This window comes from Sporomusa malonica (assembly GCF_900176355.1).
In the GTDB taxonomy this organism is placed as follows: domain Bacteria; phylum Bacillota; class Negativicutes; order Sporomusales; family Sporomusaceae; genus Sporomusa; species Sporomusa malonica.
Window position 1 is genome coordinate 82,659 of record NZ_FWXI01000011.1, and the last position, 19,221, is coordinate 101,879.

The window sequence follows — 19,221 nt, forward strand, 5'->3', positions numbered from 1 at the left end:
GATGACTAACCCGCTCTAAGACTCCCATCTTCTGCAAGTGGGAGTTAAGAGCGGCTAAGTCCCTGGATAAGGGCGACTAACCTTCAGCTGGGGTTAAAACCCCACTGAAGCTAAGTCTACTTTATGCTTTCCGCCAAGCGGCAAGTGCGCCTGTTCCCAGGCTGACACCCATAAGTACCAGAATAAGTGCTAGATAATGCTGCCATACTAGATGCTCATTTAGAAACAGTGCTGACGCAAACAGGCCGACTACCGGTTGGCCGTTCAAAAACAGCGAGGCGGTTGAAGCGCCGATGTGGTGAATGCCGGTGTTCCATAGTACTGCGCCTAAGGCTGTGCTGAACCAGCTGGAAAAGAGCAAGATGGCAATTGGCCACGGCTGAAAGGCCCCTTCATACACCCAGACAGGGTTAACGATTAGTCCCAGCATAACCAGGAAAGGAGCAGCGATTAAATGGCTGTACACGGTGATGACAAGCGGGCGGGTATATTGAGCGCCTTTTTTGACACAAAGCGAGCCGGCAACATAAACAAGCATGGCAGCGAGCATTATACCATCGCCAATCAGTGTCGCCTGACCAGCGTCTGTTTTGTTAGTGACAATGAACAGTACTCCGCTAAGCCCTAAGAATATACCAGCCGCTTTATTCCAAGTAAGCGGTTCGTTAACAGCTCGACTGGCTGCCAGTGTGGTGAATAGCGGATTAAGCGCCAGTAACAGTGAGGCATGGGTGGCGCTGGTAGCATTAATACCCAATGACAAAGTGATCTGGTGGAGAAATATATTAAACAGCGCCACACCGCAGATGGGTCCCCAGGCAGCACGGGGCACAGGCTTCCAGCCGTCAGGATAGAATATGGCCGGAAGCAAAAAGATAGCTGCCAGAACCATGCGGATGCCAGCTAGCGCAAGTGGCGGATAATAATTGGTTAAAGATTTAATCATAACTACATTGATGCCCCACAGGAAAACAACGGCAACCATCATGAGGGTTATACGCTTATTCACAGAGAGTCTCCTTTAGTGTCGTGTTAGCATTTTACTATCAGATAGTACCATGACTAATCAGTCGGAGGCAACCTGTAAACAGGCTGTATTATCGTAAACCAAAAAAAACACAAAATATTATAAAAAAAGCGTTGTACCATTGAACCTGTCTGGCCGATACAATTAAATAGAATAATGCGAGTTTAGTTTAGTTGGTAACTGAACTGCAAAATAAAAATGGGGGGTACGGTAATGCGTAAACTTAACAGCCAGCTTCATCCGGTAACCGTGTTGCCAGAGCGAGTCATCCAATTTGGTGAGGGTAACTTCTTGCGGGCTTTTGCCGACTGGATGATTCATCAAATGAATAAGCAGGAGTTGTTTAACGGCAGGGCCGTGCTGGTGCAGCCCATAGCTGAAGGCTTATCAAAACAGATTAACGAACAAGATGGTTTATACACATTGTTTTTGCGCGGTCTTAAAGACGGCCAGCCATATGAAGAAAAAGAAATCATTAGCGCCGTAAGCCGCTGTATTAACCCCTACGGCCAATGGGAAGAGTGTATCGCCTGTGCTGAAAACCCGGATATTGAGTTTGTCATTAGTAATACTACCGAGGCCGGCATTGCTTACGATCCGGCTGACAGGCAGGAAAATCAGCCACCGGTATCTTTCCCCGGTAAGCTGACTGCGTATCTCTACCACCGTTTCGGACATTTTAACGGTGACTCAGCCAAGGGTATGGTAATCCTGCCTTGTGAGCTGATTGACCGCAATGGCGACAACCTAAAAAAGGTGGTACTGCAGTTTGCTGATGCATGGCAGCTGCCAGCAGCGTTTAAACTCTGGGTTGAGCAGCACAACTACTTCCTTAACACCCTTGTAGACCGGGTGGTGACAGGTTATCCGCGCGACGAAATCAAAGAGCTTGAGCATAGATTAGGCTACCAGGACGCTATTTTCGACACTGGTGAGTTATTCCACCTTTGGGTTATTGAAGGACCGGCGCATCTGGCCGAGCGTTTACCGTTCGCCAAGGCTGGCCTTAACGTGATCTGGACCAATGACATGAGTCCGTACCGGACTCGCAAAGTGCGGATTCTTAACGGCGCCCATACCTCGTCAGTACCGGCCGCTTTCCTGTACGGCCTAGACACTGTAGGTGAGATGATGGAGCATGAGGTGATGGGTAAATATGTACAGCAAATCATTTTTGATGAAATTGTGCCGTCCATTCAATTGGATAAGGCCATGCTCACTGATTTTGCGGAAAGTGTAATGGACAGGTTCCGCAATCCGTTTATTAAACATTATCTCCTGAGCATACTCCTGAATTCTTCTTCTAAGTTTAAGGCCAGAGTGCTGCCTTCCATCCTGGACTATCACGCCAGCCATGGCAAATTGCCGGAAAAGCTGACCTTCTCACTGGCTGCCCTGATTGCCGTATATAAAGATGGCAAAGTCGATGGTGCCGGGATGCAAGCCTGCCGCGCTCAAGGAGAATTTGTCATGAAAGACGATGTGCCTGTACTTGAATTTTTTGCTGAGGTGTGGGGTGGCTTTGACGGCTCTCCTGAAGCGGCCTGTCAGGTTGCTGAAAAGGTACTGGCCAATACTGGTTTGTGGGGGCAGGATTTAACGCAGGTGGAAGGGCTTACAGCCAAGACCGGCGGTTTCCTTTACACCATCACAGCTCACGGCATGAAGGCTGCAGTTGAGCAGCTTGTCTACTAAGGAGGGATTGAGTTGTCACAGCTAAGAATTCATGAGAAGGATAATGTTGCCGTTGTTCTCCATCCTGCCGAGGGGGCTCAGGCCGGCAGAGGCCATAAGGTTGCGCTCACAGATATTCCTGCTGGTGAGCACATCATTAAGTATGGTTTCTCTATTGGTCACGCGACAACTAATATCAAGGCCGGGGACTGGGTTCATACCCATAACATCAAGACCAACTTAGGGGACATTCTAGAATACCAATATCAGCCTGCACCTGCGTCAGTCCAAACGACGCGCGAGTGCCCTGATTTTCAAGGCTATCGCCGTCAGAGTGGGCAAGTCGGCGTACGTAATGAAGTATGGATTATTCCCACAGTAAGCTGCGTTAATCAGAACATCAGGCTCATGGCCCAGCAGGCCACGGCTTTGTTTAAAGACACGCCTAATGTAGATGGTATTTTTGAGATTACTCACCCCTATGGCTGTTCCCAGTTAGGGGATGACCATAACAGTACCCAGCGTATTTTGGCTGACTTGGTCTGCCATCCCAATGCAGGGGCTGTGCTGGTTGTCGGCTTAGGATGTGAAAACAACTACATCGCTGACTTCAAAAAAGTGCTGGGCGACTATGACTCTGAGCGGGTAAAGTTCTTGGTGGCGCAGGAGGTTGAGGACGAGATTGCCGCCGGCGTTGAACTCTTAGGTGAGCTTGTCAAATATGCCTCCGGATTTACCCGGGAGGTCTGTCCCGTATCAGAGCTGGTCATTGGTCTTAAGTGTGGCGGCTCTGATGGATTCTCCGGCATCACGGCCAATCCGTTGGTCGGCGCGTTCTCTGACAGGCTGCTGGCCTGCGGCGGCAGCACTGTGCTGACCGAGGTGCCGGAGATGTTTGGCGCTGAGACAATTCTGATGAATCGGGCTGTTGACTCTTCTGTATTTGACAAGACAGTACAGCTGATTAATGACTTCAAAGCATACTTCAAGAATTATAACCAGCCGATTTATGAAAACCCCTCACCTGGTAATAAGCAAGGCGGCATCAGCACACTGGAAGAAAAGTCGCTCGGCTGCACGCAAAAGGGTGGTACCGGTCAGGTGACAGATGTTATTGGGTATGCCGGCCAGGTAACTAAAAAGGGTCTGACACTCTTAAGCTCGCCTGGTAATGACATGGTAGCCGCTACCGCTTTGGCTGCAGCCGGTTGCCATATCATCCTCTTTACCACCGGGCGGGGCACGCCGCTTGGCACCGTCATACCTACTGTTAAAGTGGCTACTAATAGTGAACTGTTTGCCCGCAAAACCAATTGGATGGACTTTGATGCCGGGCAGCTGCTTACTGGTGTAAGTATGCAGCAGCTTACTGATCAATTCTTTAGCTATATTGCGGAAGTGGCCTCAGGTAAGCCGACCAAAGCCGAACACATGGGTTTTAGAGAAATCGCTATATTTAAGAATGGCGTGACTTTATAACACCTAAAAAAAACACAAATTTCCCTAAAAAATAAACATACAAAATATTCAGAAAGAACAGTAAAATGATACAAAGAACCCTACTGAATTAATTAAATTACTATTGCAAGGAGGGATGACGTGGAGGCACTCAGAAAAATTGCCCTGGCTATAGATACTCTATTTGAAAGTATTGCGCTTTTAGGCCTTACAAGCATGATTCTTATTGTTATCACTCAGGTTATGACTAGAAAACTCTTTAATTTCGTATTCTTCTGGTCGGAAGAGATGACGCTGCTGCTCTTGGTCTGGTTCGCATTTATGGGTATGGCTATCGGCTTTCGTGAGGATTTACATCTTGGTGTGGACTCTTTTACTGCTTTTTTGCCTGATATGGTTAACCGTGTTCTCGATAAGATTATTGGACTCTCTATTTTTGCCTTCGGCGTGTATCTCATTGTTTACGGTTGGGAATTTACCGTCATGATGCACGAATCGACCCTGGCAGCCACTAAGCTCCCGAACAGTGTACTGTATGTTGTTATGCCTGTAACTGGCGTTATGACTTGTGCCTATTCTGCTCTGCAGGTAGCCGGTTTTGATACCAAACGCCACAAAGGCAATGAGGTTGAAATGAGCGGCGCTATGGGAGGTGAGGAATAATGGAGCAGCAAGCAGTAGCAGTTATGATTTTAGTTGGAACCTTTATCGCATTAATGGTCCTCAGATTTCCGGTAGCCATGGTGTTGGCTTTTTCCACCATGCTCACTATGATTTACGTGGAGTTGCCGCTTGCCGTGCTCGGTCAGCAAATGATTCAAGGGATCAGCAGTTTTTCGCTGTTAGCGATTCCGTTTTTTATCCTTACCGGACAAATTATGGGTGAAGGCGGCTTGGCCCTCAGAATGGTTAACCTGGCTTACCTTCTCGTTGGCCGCATTCGCGGCGGCTTGGCACTAGTTAACTCTGTCGCCTGTATGTTCTTTGGCAACATCTCCGGTTCAGCGGTAGCAGATGCTTCTTCAGTAGGATCGGTAATGATTCCGATGATGAAGAAAAAAGGCTATGACGCCGACTACTCAGTAGGTTTGACAATTTCCTCAGCCATTCAAGGGGTTGTCGTTCCGCCTAGTCATAATTTGGTTCTGTATTCTATAGTAGCTGGTGGCATTTCAATTAAGAGTCTGTTTCTGGCAGGTATTGTTCCTGGGTTTATCTTACTTGGTACGCTTATGACTGTTGCCTATATCATTGCCCGCAAACGCGGCTATCAAAAAGGCGATCCAATAGAGAAAGAAAAGGTTCCTGGCATCTTATTTCATGGCATTCTGTCCTTATCCCCAGCCATTGTTATACTTGGTGGTATTATCTCCGGCTGGTTTACTGCTACTGAGTCTGGCGCCATGGCCGCGTTATACTCCTTCATTCTCGCTTTCGGTGTATACCGCGAGGCTCCTTTGTCATCGATGATTCCGGTGCTTAAACGTACCTTCCGTACTGTGCTGATGGTATATTTCTTAATCGCTGCTTCGGCCGCTTTCGGTTGGGTGTTGGCCTACCTGAAAATACCTATGCTTGTTACCGAACTTTTTTTGACTGTTTCAGATAGCCCTATCATTATCATGATGCTCATCAATGTTTTGCTTCTGATACTGGGCGGACCTATGGATATGGCCCCCATGATTCTTATCATGACTCCGATTCTTTTGCCTGTGTGTACAGCCATTGGTATTGACCCTGTACACTTTGGCCTGATTCTCATTTTTAACGCCGGCATGGGACTGCTGACCCCACCGGTCGGGACGGTACTTTTCGTTGGCTGTGCTATTGGCGGCGTAACACTATCGCAAGGTACCAAGGCTATGATGCCATTCTTTTATGCTATGATATTAGTGTTGCTCCTCATCACCTATGTTCCGCAGGTTGTTATGTGGCTTCCTAATATGTTTAAGTAACCCAGTGTCTTACCTAAGGGGATTCATCCCAACATTATTTAAGGGGGATATTAATAATGAACAGAAAGAAACTGATTGCTGGTGTTCTGTCTTTGATGCTGGCCGGTTCGCTTTTCGCTGGCTGCGGTTCAAAAGACACCGGCTCGGCTGAAAAGAAAGCCGAAGGAGCTAAGTACACGTTCCGTTTGGCGGAAACTCATCCGGCCGATTACCCCACTACCTTGGGTGACAAGAAGTTTGCCGAACTGGTCAACGAACGCACCAAAGGCCGCATCAAAATTGAGGTATTCCCATCCTCTCAGCTTGGCGAAGAAAAGGCTGTTATTGAGCAAGTACAATTGGGTGCCATTGAGTTTACTCGCGTAAGCTCCTCACCACTGGCTGAATTCAACAAAGCTTTTGGCGTATTCTCCCTGCCATATATTTTTGATAATGACGCTCATATGTGGAAATTCCTTAGCGGTGAAGCCGGCAATAAAATGCTTGACGGTCTGGAAAAATCTAAAATGAAGGGCCTGGCTTACTATAGCTCTGGTTCCCGCAGCTTCTATACCAAGAAGCCAGTTACTAAGGTTGAAGACCTGAAAGGCCTCAAAATCCGCGTTCAGCAAAATAAGATCAACATGGATCTGATTAGCTCCCTGGGAGCTAGTGCAACTCCGATGCCTTATGGCGAAGTATTTAGCGGCCTGCAGACCGGTGTAATTGACGGCGCCGAAAACAATTCGCCCAGCTACCTGACTGCCAACCACTATCAAGCGGTTAAAAACTATATTCTTGATGGACACCAGCGGGTACCGGAAGTGCTTTTAATCAGCAAAGTGACTTGGGATAAACTGTCTGAAGAAGACCGCAAAATTATTAAGCAAGCTGCTATTGACTCAGTAACAACCCAACGTGAACTGTGGGGCAAATTTGAGAAAGAATCGATGGATAAGCTCAAAGCCAATGGCGTAGTGGTTACAGAAGTTACCGACGTGAAGCCTTGGCAAGCCGCCGTTAAACCTGTTATTGACAAGCATGGTGAGAACTACAAAGAAGAATTGGCTGCTATCGAGCAAGCTCGCAAGTAATAGCCACCCAAATAGGGAGCTGCTGAGAGGCAGCTCCCTATTTTAATCTATCAGCCGATGTTGCCTTTATCCAGGCGGAAAATCATATTTTTTAACAGGATAAAAAAGTTTTACCGCGAAATCCTATCCATTATGATAAAATCAATTATCAATTTTATTAGTGAAACCATTTGGCTAAAAGACCAACTGCTGACATCCAAACTATTTACTTTCTCAGCAGTGCTCGTTATCATCCCGATGATTGCAGTCGGAGTAATTTCTTATTACCGGTCATCAACAATTCTAGAAGGGGAAGCCAGGAACTATAGTTGGCAGATCAATGAACAGGTCAAAACGCAGATTGAATATTACCTGAGAGATGCTGAGATAAACTCGCTGAAAATACTCAACCACCACGATATGATCAGCTTTTTAAAAAGGGATGAGACCGGGGGTGTTAAGCGCCAGGAGCTTGTTGGAGCAGTGCGTGATCTCTTGGAGACGACCTCGTATTCGCGGCCGGATATCTCGAGCGTAGCAGTAGTTATTGATGGTTTTGGCGTCATTGACAGCCTGGGCTACCGGGGGCCATATCCTGCTAGTGAGCTTGAAAAAGAATATTGGTACGCGTCAGTACCGGCCAATGGCAACTCAATGCTTGTCAGCCGAATTATCAAATGGGATAATTACCAGGAGCCTGTGATTACTATTGCCAGAAGGATTCATAGCCCGTACACCTTGGAACCTATTGGTATGCTGCTTATCGATGTCAACTTTCGCCGCTTACAGGATATTGCCGACAAGGTGAACAGTGTTGGCAAGAGCTCTTTTTATATTCTGGATGCCGAGGGCCACTATGTATACCATCCTGACAGCTCTAAACTGGGACGTCGCTCCGAATTCCTTAACCTGGAGAGTATCTTGTCCCTACAGGATAACTCCTTTCTATCTGAACACGACCAGGTAGTTATCTTAAATCACTCATCTTCATTGGGCTGGCGGTTTGTCACGGCCATCCCCCGGGCTGAGCTGTTTAGAGGAACAGCTCATATCGGCTCCACCATTTTTTGGACAGTTGTCATCACTCTTCTTATTGCTTACGTGCTGGGAGTCAGTTTTGCCAGCACGATTATCAGGCCCATTCGCCGGCTGCAGCGGTTTATGAGAAACGTGCAGGTGGGAGATTTTGCGCGGCGTTTACCTGTTGAATCAAGTGATGAGATTGGCCAGCTGACCAATGGCTTTAACCAAATGGTTGAGAAACTTTCGGAACTTATGGAAGAGGTATATTTTTCTAAGCTGCGGGAAACCGAAATGTCGCTAGGACAAAAAGAAATGGAACTTAAGGTATTGCAGTCGCAAATCAATCCACACTTTCTCTGCAACTCACTGGAAACCGTCCGTGGCATGGCCCTGGAACAGAATATGGGTGATATTGCAGCTATGGCAGCCTCACTGGGCACGCTCTTACGGTATAATTTAACGACAGTGTCGCCGACGGTAACACTCCGCGAGGAGATTAATTTTTGTACTGTTTACCTTAAGATTCAGCAATACCGTTTTGATAAGAACGTTAAATACTGTTTTGATATCCCGCAGTGGGCACTGAGCACGATGATTGTTAAATTCTCTTTGCAGCCTTTAGTTGAAAACTGTTTTGTCCATAGTGTTGGGGATGGACCTGAACCAACCCGTATAACAATCTCGGCATGTCAGCAGGCAGATAACCTCATTATCCGGGTGGCTGACACTGGGGTTGGTATGGACGAGAGCGTGTTGGACAAAATTAAACATGATCTTATTAATAAAGATATCACTTCAGGCGGCGCTAACATTGGGATTGTCAACGTCCATCGCCGGATTGTTAACCTCTTTGGCCCCGATTATGGGGTAACTGTTGAAAGCTTTCCTGGCCAAGGCACTACGGTGCTGGTCAAGTTGCCACTCATTAAGAAAGAAGAGGGCGGGGACCAACATGAACCATATTCTTATTGTGGATGATGAAAAATGGGTACGGTCTGCTCTCAAGTGGACAGTAGAACAGACTGGGCTGCCGGTGAAGGTGGCTGGAGAATGCAGCAATGGCTTGGAAGCGTTAGATTGGTTAAAGACCAATCAGGCTGACTTGGTACTCGCTGACATTACCATGCCGGTTATGACTGGATTGACGTTCCTGGAACAGCTCAGGCAGGCTGGAAATGAACAGGATGTCATCTTTATTACGGTAAACGAGGACTTTAGCTGTGTCCAGCAGGCGCTCAGGGCCGGAGCGATTGATTATCTCTTAAAACCGGTCGAAGAGGACAAGTTGACAGCGTGTTTGGCAAAATGGCTTGAGCGCCGGCAAAAAGCAAATAGGCAGCAGGAAAGAGTGGAACCGCTGCCAGCTAAGCATCTGTCGCCTGTAGAGCAGGTAATGAAATATATTGAGTCGCTGCCGCCTGGGCAGGTAACGCTGGCTGAGGCAGCCAAGCATGTGTACATGAATCCAAGCTATTTGAGTCAGCTATTTAAGCAGCAGCAAGGGATCAACTTTATTGACTATGTGACGCAGATCAGATTAAAAGAGGCCAAGCGCCTATTATCTTCGACGACCCTGAGGATTTCTGAGATTGCTGAGCGGTTGGGTTATTCTGACTTGGCCTATTTTACAAATATATTTAAAAAGAGTTGTCAGGTGACACCGTCTGAGTACCGTAAAACCCACAGTCACCAGTAGCCCAACTGCTGGTGACGACGGCCTCAAGTGCCAGGATTATTGAGTAGTCCAAGAATCCGATGCCAAGAGGGCCTGAGTGGCTAGCAGTGATTTAGGATATAAAAAGAATCCGGGAAACGAGATTGCCACGCTGACGCTCGCAATGACTGGGAAATAAGCCCTCGTCATTGCGAACAACGTGAAGCAATCTCGTTTTTTGCATATAGGCGTATCATAGTAAACTTGACGCTAGTTGCATTCTGGAATAAACTAGTAAATATCCTGTGCTGTGGGAGGTGGATGAAATGGCAGCTGTAGGCATGAAAGAGACATTTCGGGCGCTTAGGCACCGTAACTACCGGTTATTTTACTTTGGTCATGGCATGTCGCTCATCGGCACCTGGATGCAGCGGACAGCGACCATTTGGCTGGTATACCGGCTGACACAGTCGCCGGAAGTTTTGGGAACTGTTGATTTTGTGGGGCAAATTGCTGGCGTAGTGCTGATCCCTTTTGCCGGGGTGCTATTAGACCGCTGGAACAGATATCGGGTTATACTCTGGACCCAGGTCTTAAGTATGGTGCAGGCACTTGCCTTGGCGGCTCTGGTATTTTCCGGTACAGTGGCTGTATGGCATATTGTTGTGCTTAACACCATCTTGGGGATGATTAATTCGTTTGATATGCCTGCTCGTCAGGCGTTTATTTCTCAGATTGTTGAAGATAAAGAAGACTTGGCCAACGCCATTGCCCTAAACTCGGCGATGTTCAACGGGGCGCGGATTGTCGGCCCCTCGGTTGCTGGGCTGGCAATTGCCGCCTTTGGCGAAGGGTTATGCTATCTGTTTAACGGACTTAGCTATATTGCTATTCTCGGTGCACTGCTGGCGATGAAGCTGACTGCGCCGCAAGCGGCTGCTTCAACCTCGGAAGATATAATAGGCGGATTAAAAGAAGGCTTTATTTATACCTATAATTCACTGCCGATTCGGATGGTGCTCTTGTTGCTGGCACTCTTGAGTTTGGTGGGATTCCCTGTTTTACCGTTGATGCCGCTATTTGCCGGACAGGTTTTGGGTGGCGGTCCGGAGATACTGGGGTGGTTAATGGCGGCTTTCGGGATCGGGGCGCTTGTTGGGACAGTTTGTTTGGCGGCTCGTAAAACTGTGGTTGGTATTGAAAAGGTGATTGCGATCAATTCAGTTATTTTTGCTGTGGGCCTAATGGCCTTCTCGCTGTCAACAAAACTATGGCTTTCCCTGGGCATCGCTTTTATTATGGGATTTGGTCTCATCGCACAGATGGCTTCAACAAATACCATTATCCAAACCCTGGTGGATGAAGATAAACGGGGACGGGTTATGAGCCTATATGTCCTGTCTTTTGGCGGGATTACGCCAATCGGCAGCTTACTTGCCGGTCATGCGGCCGGGGTGATTGGAACCCCCTATACTTTTTTTGTTGGCGGACTGCTTGCACTTACTGGCGCAGTGATATTCGCCTGGAACTTGCCAGCATGGAGGGCTGCTGCCTGTCCGATATATGCAAAAAGGGGTTTGACTAGATGATAGACAAAGGGATTTAATGCTTTATGTAGAATTAATATTATGTAATCAATCAATATGTTAATCGAATTTTATAGCAGGGGAGAAGTGGTATCTTGCAGAGTATCCAGTTCAAACAATCGCTTTATACTGGTCTTATTATACTTATGGTTACCGCACTGCTGTTGGCTGGGAACAGTTATTTTCTATCTGGGTATGCAGACGGGGTTAATCGTGATGCCGCTGTTCAGGGGGTAGCTGGTCTAAACTTAGAGCTTGAAGATTTGCGGGAACGAGTTAGTGCAGCCGCAGCGCTGGCTGCCGGGCGTCCAGACATAGTGCAAGCGCTTGTTACGCAGGATCCGGCTGTCGCTATGCGGGCTGTTGAAGGGATAAGTAGTCAAGGTAATATCTCTTTTATCCAGGTGCTGGACAGCCAGGGGCGGATTTTAGCTGGTGAGGGGAAACAAGTAGCTGGACAGTCTGCCGCAAAAATTGCTCAACAGGGCAAAGTGGCTGCCTATTATGACGCCGTACCAGGCCAGAGCGTCATGAGTGTGGCTGTTGTACCGGTGAAAGGCCCCGGTACCAGCGTGATCGGGGCTATAGTGACAGGTGTTGCTGTTAGTCAGGATCTGTTCGTGGATAAAATAAAAGCCATCCACAAGGTAGATGCTACAATATTTGCTGGCGATGTACGGGTGGCTACAACAGTAGAGCAGGATGGCAAACGGGTAACAGGTACTAAGCTGGATAGTAAGATTGCTGCTATTGTATTAGAAAACAATCAGCCGTTTGCTGGTGAGGCTAAGATCCTCGGGATGCCTTATGTCACCTATTATCAGCCAATCCTAGGAAGTGACCAGAAACCAATCGGTGTATTATTTGCCGGCAAATCAGAGGTTCAGGCACTGGCAGTGCGCAATCAGAGTCTGCTTACCATGGGGGCTGCCGGTTTAGTTATATTTTTTCTCGGTATAGTCTTCTCTGTATGGGTGGCGCGCAAGTTGACCAAACCGCTGAAAGAGCTGGAAGAGTTGATGCAGCATAGTGGCCAGGGCGATCTAACAGTACGGGCTGAAGTAAGATCTAAAGACGAAATTGGCCGTTTGACGCAGTCGTTTAATACCATGATTGCAAGCCAGGCTGAACTTGTTGGTGCAGTAACAAGAGCAAGCCAGGAGATTGCGGCAGCTTCTGAGCATTTAGCAGCGTCGAGTCAAGAAATGAGTTCAACCGTAAATGAGGTTGCTGGCAATATGGGCCAGGTGGCAGACAATGCTCAATCAGGTGAGTTATCTGCGCAAACGGCAGCTGCGGTACTGGCGCAGTTAGCCGACTTGATCGGATTGGCTAAGGAGCGGGCCGTATCAGCCCAAGCAGTATCTGCTGTGACCTCTCAGGCCGCAGCTTCAGGGCAAGCAATGGTATCAGGGACGGTAGCCAGTATTACTGAGATGCAGGCTAAAATCTTAGAGACAGAGGAGCTAATCAGTAAGCTGAACGATTATTCCAGTCAGATTGGCGTCATTACTGAAACCATAACTGGCATTGCGTCACAAACCAACCTATTAGCGCTCAATGCCGCCATTGAGGCTGCCCGGGCAGGGGAAGCCGGACGTGGCTTTGCCGTCGTAGCAGAAGAGGTGCGAAAACTAGCCGAACAATCAAGTAACGGCGCGCAGGAAGTGGCTGCCCTGCTGGGAAAAGTTACGACAAGCACGGCTGCGGCTGTAGAAGCGGCCCAACATAGCAGGGCTGGCATGGAACAGGTGGTTAAATCAACAGGCACAGCCAGCATTGCACTTGACAGCATTTTGGCAGCTGCAGGCGAAACAGTAACCGATATTGACCGGATTATGAAAGTAGCTGATGATGAAGTAATTACATCAAGCCAAATTGTGGCGCTAATTAGCAGCCTGACCCAAGGTTTGCAAGAGACAACCGGGTTATCCAAAGAAGTAGCTACTGCCGCCGAGCAAACGGCAGAGGTTGTAGAAACAGTAGCTGCCAGTGCTCAGGAGTTAACAAGCATGGCGGCAGAGCTTAAGAATATGGTTGTTAGGTTCAAGGTGTAGTCACGTAAAAAGCCGGTAGACACTAGTTTGTGTCTATCGGCTTTTTTCTAGTTCATAGGTAATGGGTTAGAATGTAATTCCCCCGCATATAATAGGGTAAAACCTAGCTACGGGGGCTATTTTGAGACAAGTTGGCATTGAATGTATTGCAATGTATGCATGGGTATACTTAGTGGTGTGGGCAAATGTTCAGGGTATAGTAGTATATGGCAGCTTTGTGATAGGGACGATACTCCCTGCTTTGCTATATCTCCATTATGTAGACAGAAAAAATTTGTGTGAATACTTGCAGATGCGAATGGACAAATGGTTGTGCGGCATTAGCTGGGGCGTGGGATTTAGCCTGCTATTTACTGGCGTCAGCTTGACTAAAGCAATGCTTATAGGCGAGGGCAGGTTAGGGTTTTTCTGGCCTGTTGATTATTGGTTAAACTCTGTTATTGCGGCAAGCGCAGTAGAAGAACTCTTTTTTCGAGGGTTTCTTCTGAACAAGCTGGCTGGCTCAGTCAGCTTCTGCAATGCTAACTTTGTAGTAAGTATTATGTTTATTGTCATTCATATTCCTGTTTGGGCTGCTGATGGCATATTAGGATGGGACATGCTTAATAATGCTATATATATAGGAACATTGAGCGGTATTTTTGGCTATTTATACTACAGAACCCAGTCTTTATGGACACCGGTGATCCTCCATGCTACGAATAATTATCTGACATTAGTTACGATCGGAATGGTCTATAAGTAACATCGCAGTACATGTCGGCATATTATGTAGCAAAGAGGTTTAGGGAGGGATTTCTGTGGCTAATAAAAAGCGTCCTTACTGGGAGATGCCTGAGATTGAAGATTGGGACGACGATGATGATGATGATGATGATTGGGAAGACGACGACAATGTAAGAGGAGAGCGGCAGATTCTTCCATTTGTTGTCGGCTTGGGGCTGGGGTTAGGCTTTGGCTGTTCCCCCCGGCGATTTTGTTATCCGCGCCAGTTCTCTTGCCGTCCACGCTTTTTTGGATGTTATCCCCGGCAGTTTTGCTATCCGCGCCAGTTCTCCTGCCGTCCGCGTTTTGGCTGTTATCCGCGTCCGTGCTTCCCGCTGTGAACAACAAAAATCCCCGGAGATGCTCTCCGGGGATTTATCTATGGCAGACTTTAAGCGTAAAAAGTATACCAGGCAGGAGTTAGACAAGCTACTGTGGAAATTATCAGCATCAGATATTTTGCGAGGTTACTATGATTTGTATTGAGGGTTTGGTAAAAAAATTCGGAGAACGAACAGCAGTAAATAACTTGAGCTTGACGATTGAACAGGGTGAAACCTTTGGATTGCTTGGTCCTAACGGCGCCGGTAAAACTACGACGATCAGGATTTTAACCATGCTCACCAGGCCAACGGCTGGCAGCATTACCATTAACGGCTGCCGGTTGCCTGAGGATGAGCTGGCCGTGAAATCGCTTATTGGCGTTGTCCCACAACACTTTAATATTGATATTGATTTGACGGCCAGAGAAAACCTGGATTTGCACGGGCGTTTACACCATATGCCCCGAGATCTGCGCCAGCGGCGGATTGAAGCGCTTTTAGATTATGTTGAGCTTAAGGAACGCGGCAATGACATGGTGAATACCTTTTCCGGCGGGATGAAACGTCGGCTGATGATCGCGCGGGCGCTTTTGCATGAGCCGCAAGTCTTATTTTTGGATGAGCCGACTGTCGGGCTTGATCCCCAGGTCAGACGGAGGCTGTGGGATCTGATTCGCCGTCTGAATGCCGATGGGTTAACCGTGTTACTGACGACCCACTACATTGAAGAGGCTGAGAGTCTCTGCCGGCGTGTTGCTATTATGGAAAAGGGGCAGCTGATTGCGCTTAATAGCCCAACCGCGTTATGCGAACGGCTTGGCAGTTATGTTGTGGAATGGACAGAAAGTGAAGGTACCCAGTATCGATTTTTTGCCAGCCGGATTGAAGCAGCGGCTTTTGCCGGGACGTTGGCTGCAAATACATCGCTGAGGCATACTAATCTGGAGGATGTATTTGTTGAACTAACCGGTCGCCGGGTAAGTGGCTAAAGGAGTACGTATGGAATCAGCCGGACAGATAATGGCGGCCCTGGCCGCTGCCGGACATGAGGCGTATATTGTGGGCGGCGCGGTGCGGGACATAATGCGTGGTGCTCAGCCTGTTGACATTGATATTGCTACAAGCGCAATTCCGGATGAAATAGTTATGATTGCCTCACGCCGGGGATGGAAGGCGATTACGATTGGTGCGGCGTTTGGTGTGGTGGCTGTGGTGGCTGATGGTCGTAACTATGAGATTGCCACGTTTCGCAGTGAACGGTATGGGGCAGACAGTCACCGCCCGGAAGCAGTTAGACTGGGAGTGAGCCTGAGGGAAGACCTGGCTAGACGTGATTTTACCATAAATGCTATGGCGATGGATGCTGACGGCAGGGTTATTGACTTGTTTGGGGGGCAGCAAGACCTAGCAGCCAGGCTAATTCGCGCAGTAGGCAATCCGCATGAACGGTTTGCCGAGGATGGTCTAAGGATGTTCCGGGCTGCCCGCTTTGCTGCCCGCTTTGGTTTTACCCTGGAGAACGGTACGCTGGACGCAATTTCTGCCAATCTAGGCCGGATAAATGGTCTGTCGGTTGAGCGGGTTCAGGCTGAAATCGGGAAAACGCTGATGGCTGATTTTGCGTCACAGGGGCTTGCTATACTGCTTCAAGCTGGGCTGCTGGGAGCAACCTGCCAGGCAAAAGAACAGGGACAGGCGCATGCTGTGCCGATTCTGCCAGAGCTTGCTCACCTGAACGGGTTGTCGCAAAACCCGAAATATCATCTGCATGATGCGTGGCAGCATACGCTTGCTGCTGTCGATCTCACACCACCAACGGCTGTGTTACGCTGGGCGGCACTACTGCATGATGTTGCTAAAGGTTGGCCAGGAGTACGTACGATCAACCGCGAGGGTCAGCCGTCTGATCCTGGTCACGATAAGGCTGGGGCTGAGGCAGCAGCGGCTATCTTGGGGCGATTAAGGGTAGAGCGCCAAGTGCTTGAGCAGGTGGTATGGCTTATCCGACATCATCTGGTTTTTCCCCCGGCAGAGTGTAAGACGGTACTGAAGTGGCTCAAGCGCTTGGCCGGTGGCTTTAAAAGCAGCAGCCAGTTTGGTGCTGCGTTAGAGCAATTGTTTGCTCTGCATCAGGCCGACAGGCTGGCCGGACATACTCAGCCTGATATTGACGGCCTGGAGGCTGTACAGTCCATAGCCAGCAGTATTTTGATGGAGATACCGTTTTTCCCAGCGCAACTTAAACTGCGTGGACAGGAAATTTCTTCCAAGATTGGTGGCGGGCTTGAAGTTGGCCGTTTTCAGCAGAATCTGTTAGCGAGAATTCAGGCAGGGCAACTTAGCAATACGCATGCTGCTCTTGTTGCCGCACTTGACGCTCGTGCCCGGCGAATGCTGCTAAAGCAGCAGGATTGTTTTTAAAGGTTTCTGGACAAGGCACACTTGACTACCGTGAAAGTATAATGTATAATCGAAACAAGTTAAATGGCGTACACAATGAACAGGAAGTTAGTGGTTACAATCTCCAGAGAGCCGGCGGTTGGTGTGAGCCGGTGTGAGTAGCAATTAATTCCGCCTGGGAGTGGCTGATGATGAATCTGACGGGTTCCGCCCGGTATCGCGGCAAAAGTTGGCCGAGAGGCAACATGGGTGGCAACGCGGGAATAGTTCTCGTCCCTATAGGGGATGAGGGCTTTTTTTATTTGGGACGATATTTTAATTTTTCTTTTAATGAGGTGATTTTAATGGAAAAGAATTTTAAAAAAGTATACAATTTTAATGCTGGACCAGCGGCATTGCCGCTTGCTGCTCTTCAAAAAGCGCAAGCAGAATTTCTTGACTTTAATGGTACTGGTATGTCAATTATGGAGCTTAGCCATCGCAGCAAAGAGTATGAAGCAGTACATAACCAGGCAATTGAATTATTGAAAGATTTGATGGCGATACCGGCAGGCTATGACGTTCTATTTTTGCAGGGCGGCGCCAGCCTGCAATTTGCCATGACGCCGATGAATTTTTTGCCGGCAGGCAAAAAGGCCGGATATGCCATGACTGGAGTTTGGTCAGAGAAAGCGTATGCCGAAGCTGAAAAACTGGGTGAAGTATTTGTTGCAGCATCGGCCAAGGCAGGCAATTACTGCAGCATTCCAGCTGTAGAAGAACTGCAATATGATGAGGCTGCAGCCTATCTGCACATTACCTCTAACAACACCATCTTTGGTACCCAGTGGCAGAATTTCCCTGAAACTGGGTCTGTGCCGCTTATTGCCGACATGTCCAGTGACATTCTGTCCAAACCGTTTGATGTCAGCAAGTTTGCCTTGATTTATGCCGGGGCGCAGAAAAACCTTGGCCCTTCTGGTGTAACAGTCGTCATTATCCGCCGCGATTTTATGGAGCAGGCTAACAAACAAGTGCCGACAATGCTTAGGTACGGAACCTACGCTAAAGATAACTCCTTATATAATACACCGCCAACCTTCAGTATATATATGGTAAAGCTTATCTTAGAATGGGTCAAAGCGCAGGGGGGCGTGGCTGCCATTCACAAGCGTAACCAGGAAAAGGCGGCACTTATTTATCAGGCCATTGATTCCAGTGAGGGCTTCTATGTCGGCCATGCAGAGCCTGAAGCCCGGTCGCTGATGAACGTCACCTTTCGCCTTGCGAATGAGGGATTGGAGAAAAAATTCCTGGACCAGGCAAAAAAAGAGGGCTTCGTGGGTTTACCCGGTCACCGCTTAGTGGGAGGATGCCGGGCCTCGACATATAACGCAGTACCCTATGAATCCTGCCAGGCTTTACAGGAACTTATGTTGGCTTTCCATAAGGAAAATGCCTAAACTTGGTCTCCCAGAATTTATAACGCAATTCTGTTGACATAAGAACGACTAAGGCTTCTGCCGGCGTCCTGAAGGACTTGGCACAAGCCAAGTCTTTTCTTAAAATAGAAGTCGGACAGACTTTAACCTAAGGAGGAAAATATGTCAATAACACGTTTTATATTAGTTCGCCACGGTGAAACTACCTGGAATAAGGAAGGCCGCTATCAGGGCCAGATTGATACACCGCTTACCGCGTTCGGGCGAGAGCAAGGACAGAAGGCCGCCCAAGCGCTCAAGGATGTTCCAATTGATGTTTGCTATGCCAGCCCGCTATCCCGGGCCGTGGATACCGCCATGATGTGTGTTGCTGCTCACGGGTTACCGGTTAATACCGATAGCCGGCTCTTAGAGATTCACCATGGTGAGTGGGAGGGTCTCTTGAGCGATGAGGTCGGCAAAACCTATCCAGAACTATTAGCCCTGTGGAAGAGCACTGTAGTAGGTGTTACCATGCCAGGGCCGGGTGGGGAGGATATCACAGCTGTTCGTGACCGTTCTATGGCGGCATTCCGTGAAATGGCCGAAAAACATCAGGGCCAAACCGTGCTGGTAGTTGCTCACGACGCTGTTAACAAGGCTGTACTGTGTGACATACTGGATATTGACTTGTCGCACTTTTGGCAGATAAAACAGGATAATACCTGTATCAATGTGTTTGAGTATCAAGACGGAAAGTGGCGGCTTGTGCTCATGAACTCGACAACTCATATGGGATTTTTATATAGCGGAATTGAACAAAAAGGGTTATAAATTTTCATATATG

16 protein-coding genes are annotated in these 19,221 nt (G+C 48.2%); 15 read left to right on the forward strand and 1 reads right to left on the reverse strand.

Annotation, left to right across the window (positions count from 1 at the left end; all coding sequences use genetic code 11):
* Positions 1-121 precede the first annotated feature (121 nt).
* Positions 122-1,009: a DMT family transporter gene (locus B9A22_RS13775; RefSeq protein ID WP_245823990.1), complete on the reverse strand. Its 888-nt coding sequence runs from the start codon at positions 1,007-1,009 to the stop codon at positions 122-124.
* Between the two features lie 231 nt (positions 1,010-1,240).
* Here B9A22_RS13775 and B9A22_RS13780 point away from each other — a divergent pair, with 231 nt between their 5' ends.
* The 15 genes from B9A22_RS13780 (at position 1,241) to B9A22_RS13850 (ending at position 19,208) form a co-directional block, all read left to right on the forward strand.
* Positions 1,241-2,722 (forward strand): tagaturonate reductase, encoded by a 1,482-nt coding sequence (locus B9A22_RS13780; RefSeq protein ID WP_245823991.1) that lies wholly within the window; start codon positions 1,241-1,243, stop codon positions 2,720-2,722.
* A gap of 12 nt (positions 2,723-2,734) precedes the next feature.
* Positions 2,735-4,180 carry a UxaA family hydrolase gene (locus tag B9A22_RS13785; protein ID WP_084576316.1) on the forward strand — a complete coding sequence of 482 codons (1,446 nt, stop codon included), beginning with the start codon at positions 2,735-2,737 and terminating at the stop codon, positions 4,178-4,180.
* 120 nt (positions 4,181-4,300) lie between these two features.
* Positions 4,301-4,822, forward strand: coding sequence for a TRAP transporter small permease (locus B9A22_RS13790; RefSeq protein WP_084576317.1), 522 nt, complete (start codon positions 4,301-4,303; stop codon positions 4,820-4,822).
* Positions 4,822-6,114 carry a TRAP transporter large permease gene (locus B9A22_RS13795; protein WP_084576318.1) on the forward strand — a complete coding sequence of 431 codons (1,293 nt, stop codon included), beginning with the start codon at positions 4,822-4,824 and terminating at the stop codon, positions 6,112-6,114. Before B9A22_RS13790 ends, B9A22_RS13795 begins: the two co-directional genes overlap by 1 nt.
* A 56-nt stretch (positions 6,115-6,170) precedes the next feature.
* Positions 6,171-7,187 carry a TRAP transporter substrate-binding protein gene (locus B9A22_RS13800; RefSeq protein ID WP_084576319.1) on the forward strand — a complete coding sequence of 339 codons (1,017 nt, stop codon included), beginning with the start codon at positions 6,171-6,173 and terminating at the stop codon, positions 7,185-7,187.
* A 132-nt stretch (positions 7,188-7,319) separates the two neighbouring features.
* Entirely contained in the window at positions 7,320-9,167 is a 1,848-nt protein-coding gene (locus tag B9A22_RS13805) for a sensor histidine kinase (protein WP_084576385.1), read from the forward strand.
* Positions 9,142-9,885 carry a response regulator transcription factor gene (locus B9A22_RS13810; protein ID WP_084576320.1) on the forward strand — a complete coding sequence of 248 codons (744 nt, stop codon included), beginning with the start codon at positions 9,142-9,144 and terminating at the stop codon, positions 9,883-9,885. The genes B9A22_RS13805 and B9A22_RS13810 overlap by 26 nt, the downstream gene beginning before the upstream one ends.
* Positions 9,886-10,169: 284 nt before the next feature.
* The gene (locus tag B9A22_RS13815; RefSeq protein WP_139796253.1) at positions 10,170-11,432 is read left to right on the forward strand and encodes an MFS transporter; all 1,263 of its coding nucleotides are present in this window, start codon (positions 10,170-10,172) and stop codon (positions 11,430-11,432) included.
* A 92-nt stretch (positions 11,433-11,524) separates the two neighbouring features.
* Positions 11,525-13,486, forward strand: a complete 1,962-nt coding sequence (locus tag B9A22_RS13820; protein ID WP_084576321.1) for a methyl-accepting chemotaxis protein — start codon at positions 11,525-11,527, stop codon at positions 13,484-13,486.
* A gap of 121 nt (positions 13,487-13,607) precedes the next feature.
* Entirely contained in the window at positions 13,608-14,231 is a 624-nt protein-coding gene (locus B9A22_RS13825) for a CPBP family intramembrane glutamic endopeptidase (RefSeq protein WP_084576322.1), read from the forward strand.
* A gap of 209 nt (positions 14,232-14,440) precedes the next feature.
* Complete coding sequence (locus B9A22_RS25460) at positions 14,441-14,737, forward strand: hypothetical protein (RefSeq protein ID WP_176215514.1); 297 nt, start codon at positions 14,441-14,443, stop codon at positions 14,735-14,737.
* A complete protein-coding gene (locus tag B9A22_RS13835) occupies positions 14,724-15,563 on the forward strand; it encodes an ABC transporter ATP-binding protein (protein ID WP_084576323.1) in 840 nt (279 codons plus the stop codon). Before B9A22_RS25460 ends, B9A22_RS13835 begins: the two co-directional genes overlap by 14 nt.
* Positions 15,556-16,995, forward strand: a complete 1,440-nt coding sequence (locus B9A22_RS13840) for a CCA tRNA nucleotidyltransferase (RefSeq protein WP_245823992.1) — start codon at positions 15,556-15,558, stop codon at positions 16,993-16,995. Before B9A22_RS13835 ends, B9A22_RS13840 begins: the two co-directional genes overlap by 8 nt.
* 323 nt (positions 16,996-17,318) lie before the next feature.
* Positions 17,319-18,416, forward strand: coding sequence for a 3-phosphoserine/phosphohydroxythreonine transaminase (gene serC, locus B9A22_RS13845; RefSeq protein WP_084576393.1), 1,098 nt, complete (start codon positions 17,319-17,321; stop codon positions 18,414-18,416).
* 141 nt (positions 18,417-18,557) lie between these two features.
* Positions 18,558-19,208: a histidine phosphatase family protein gene (locus B9A22_RS13850; protein ID WP_217805956.1), complete on the forward strand. Its 651-nt coding sequence runs from the start codon at positions 18,558-18,560 to the stop codon at positions 19,206-19,208.
* Positions 19,209-19,221 lie beyond the last annotated feature (13 nt).

What these genes read in the sequence shown, in the direction of transcription:
- B9A22_RS13780 (WP_245823991.1), top strand. Translation starts at nt 1,241, where the DNA reads ATGCGTAAACTTAACAGCCAGCTTCATCCGGTAACCGTGTTGCCAGAG.
- B9A22_RS13795 (WP_084576318.1), top strand. Translation starts at nt 4,822, where the DNA reads ATGGAGCAGCAAGCAGTAGCAGTTATGATTTTAGTTGGAACCTTTATC.
- B9A22_RS13800 (WP_084576319.1), top strand. Translation starts at nt 6,171, where the DNA reads ATGAACAGAAAGAAACTGATTGCTGGTGTTCTGTCTTTGATGCTGGCC.
- B9A22_RS13805 (WP_084576385.1), top strand. Translation starts at nt 7,320, where the DNA reads ATGATAAAATCAATTATCAATTTTATTAGTGAAACCATTTGGCTAAAA.
- B9A22_RS13810 (WP_084576320.1), top strand. Translation starts at nt 9,142, where the DNA reads ATGAACCATATTCTTATTGTGGATGATGAAAAATGGGTACGGTCTGCT.
- B9A22_RS13815 (WP_139796253.1), top strand. Translation starts at nt 10,170, where the DNA reads ATGGCAGCTGTAGGCATGAAAGAGACATTTCGGGCGCTTAGGCACCGT.
- B9A22_RS13835 (WP_084576323.1), top strand. Translation starts at nt 14,724, where the DNA reads ATGATTTGTATTGAGGGTTTGGTAAAAAAATTCGGAGAACGAACAGCA.
- serC (WP_084576393.1), top strand. Translation starts at nt 17,319, where the DNA reads ATGGAAAAGAATTTTAAAAAAGTATACAATTTTAATGCTGGACCAGCG.
- B9A22_RS13850 (WP_217805956.1), top strand. Translation starts at nt 18,558, where the DNA reads ATGTCAATAACACGTTTTATATTAGTTCGCCACGGTGAAACTACCTGG.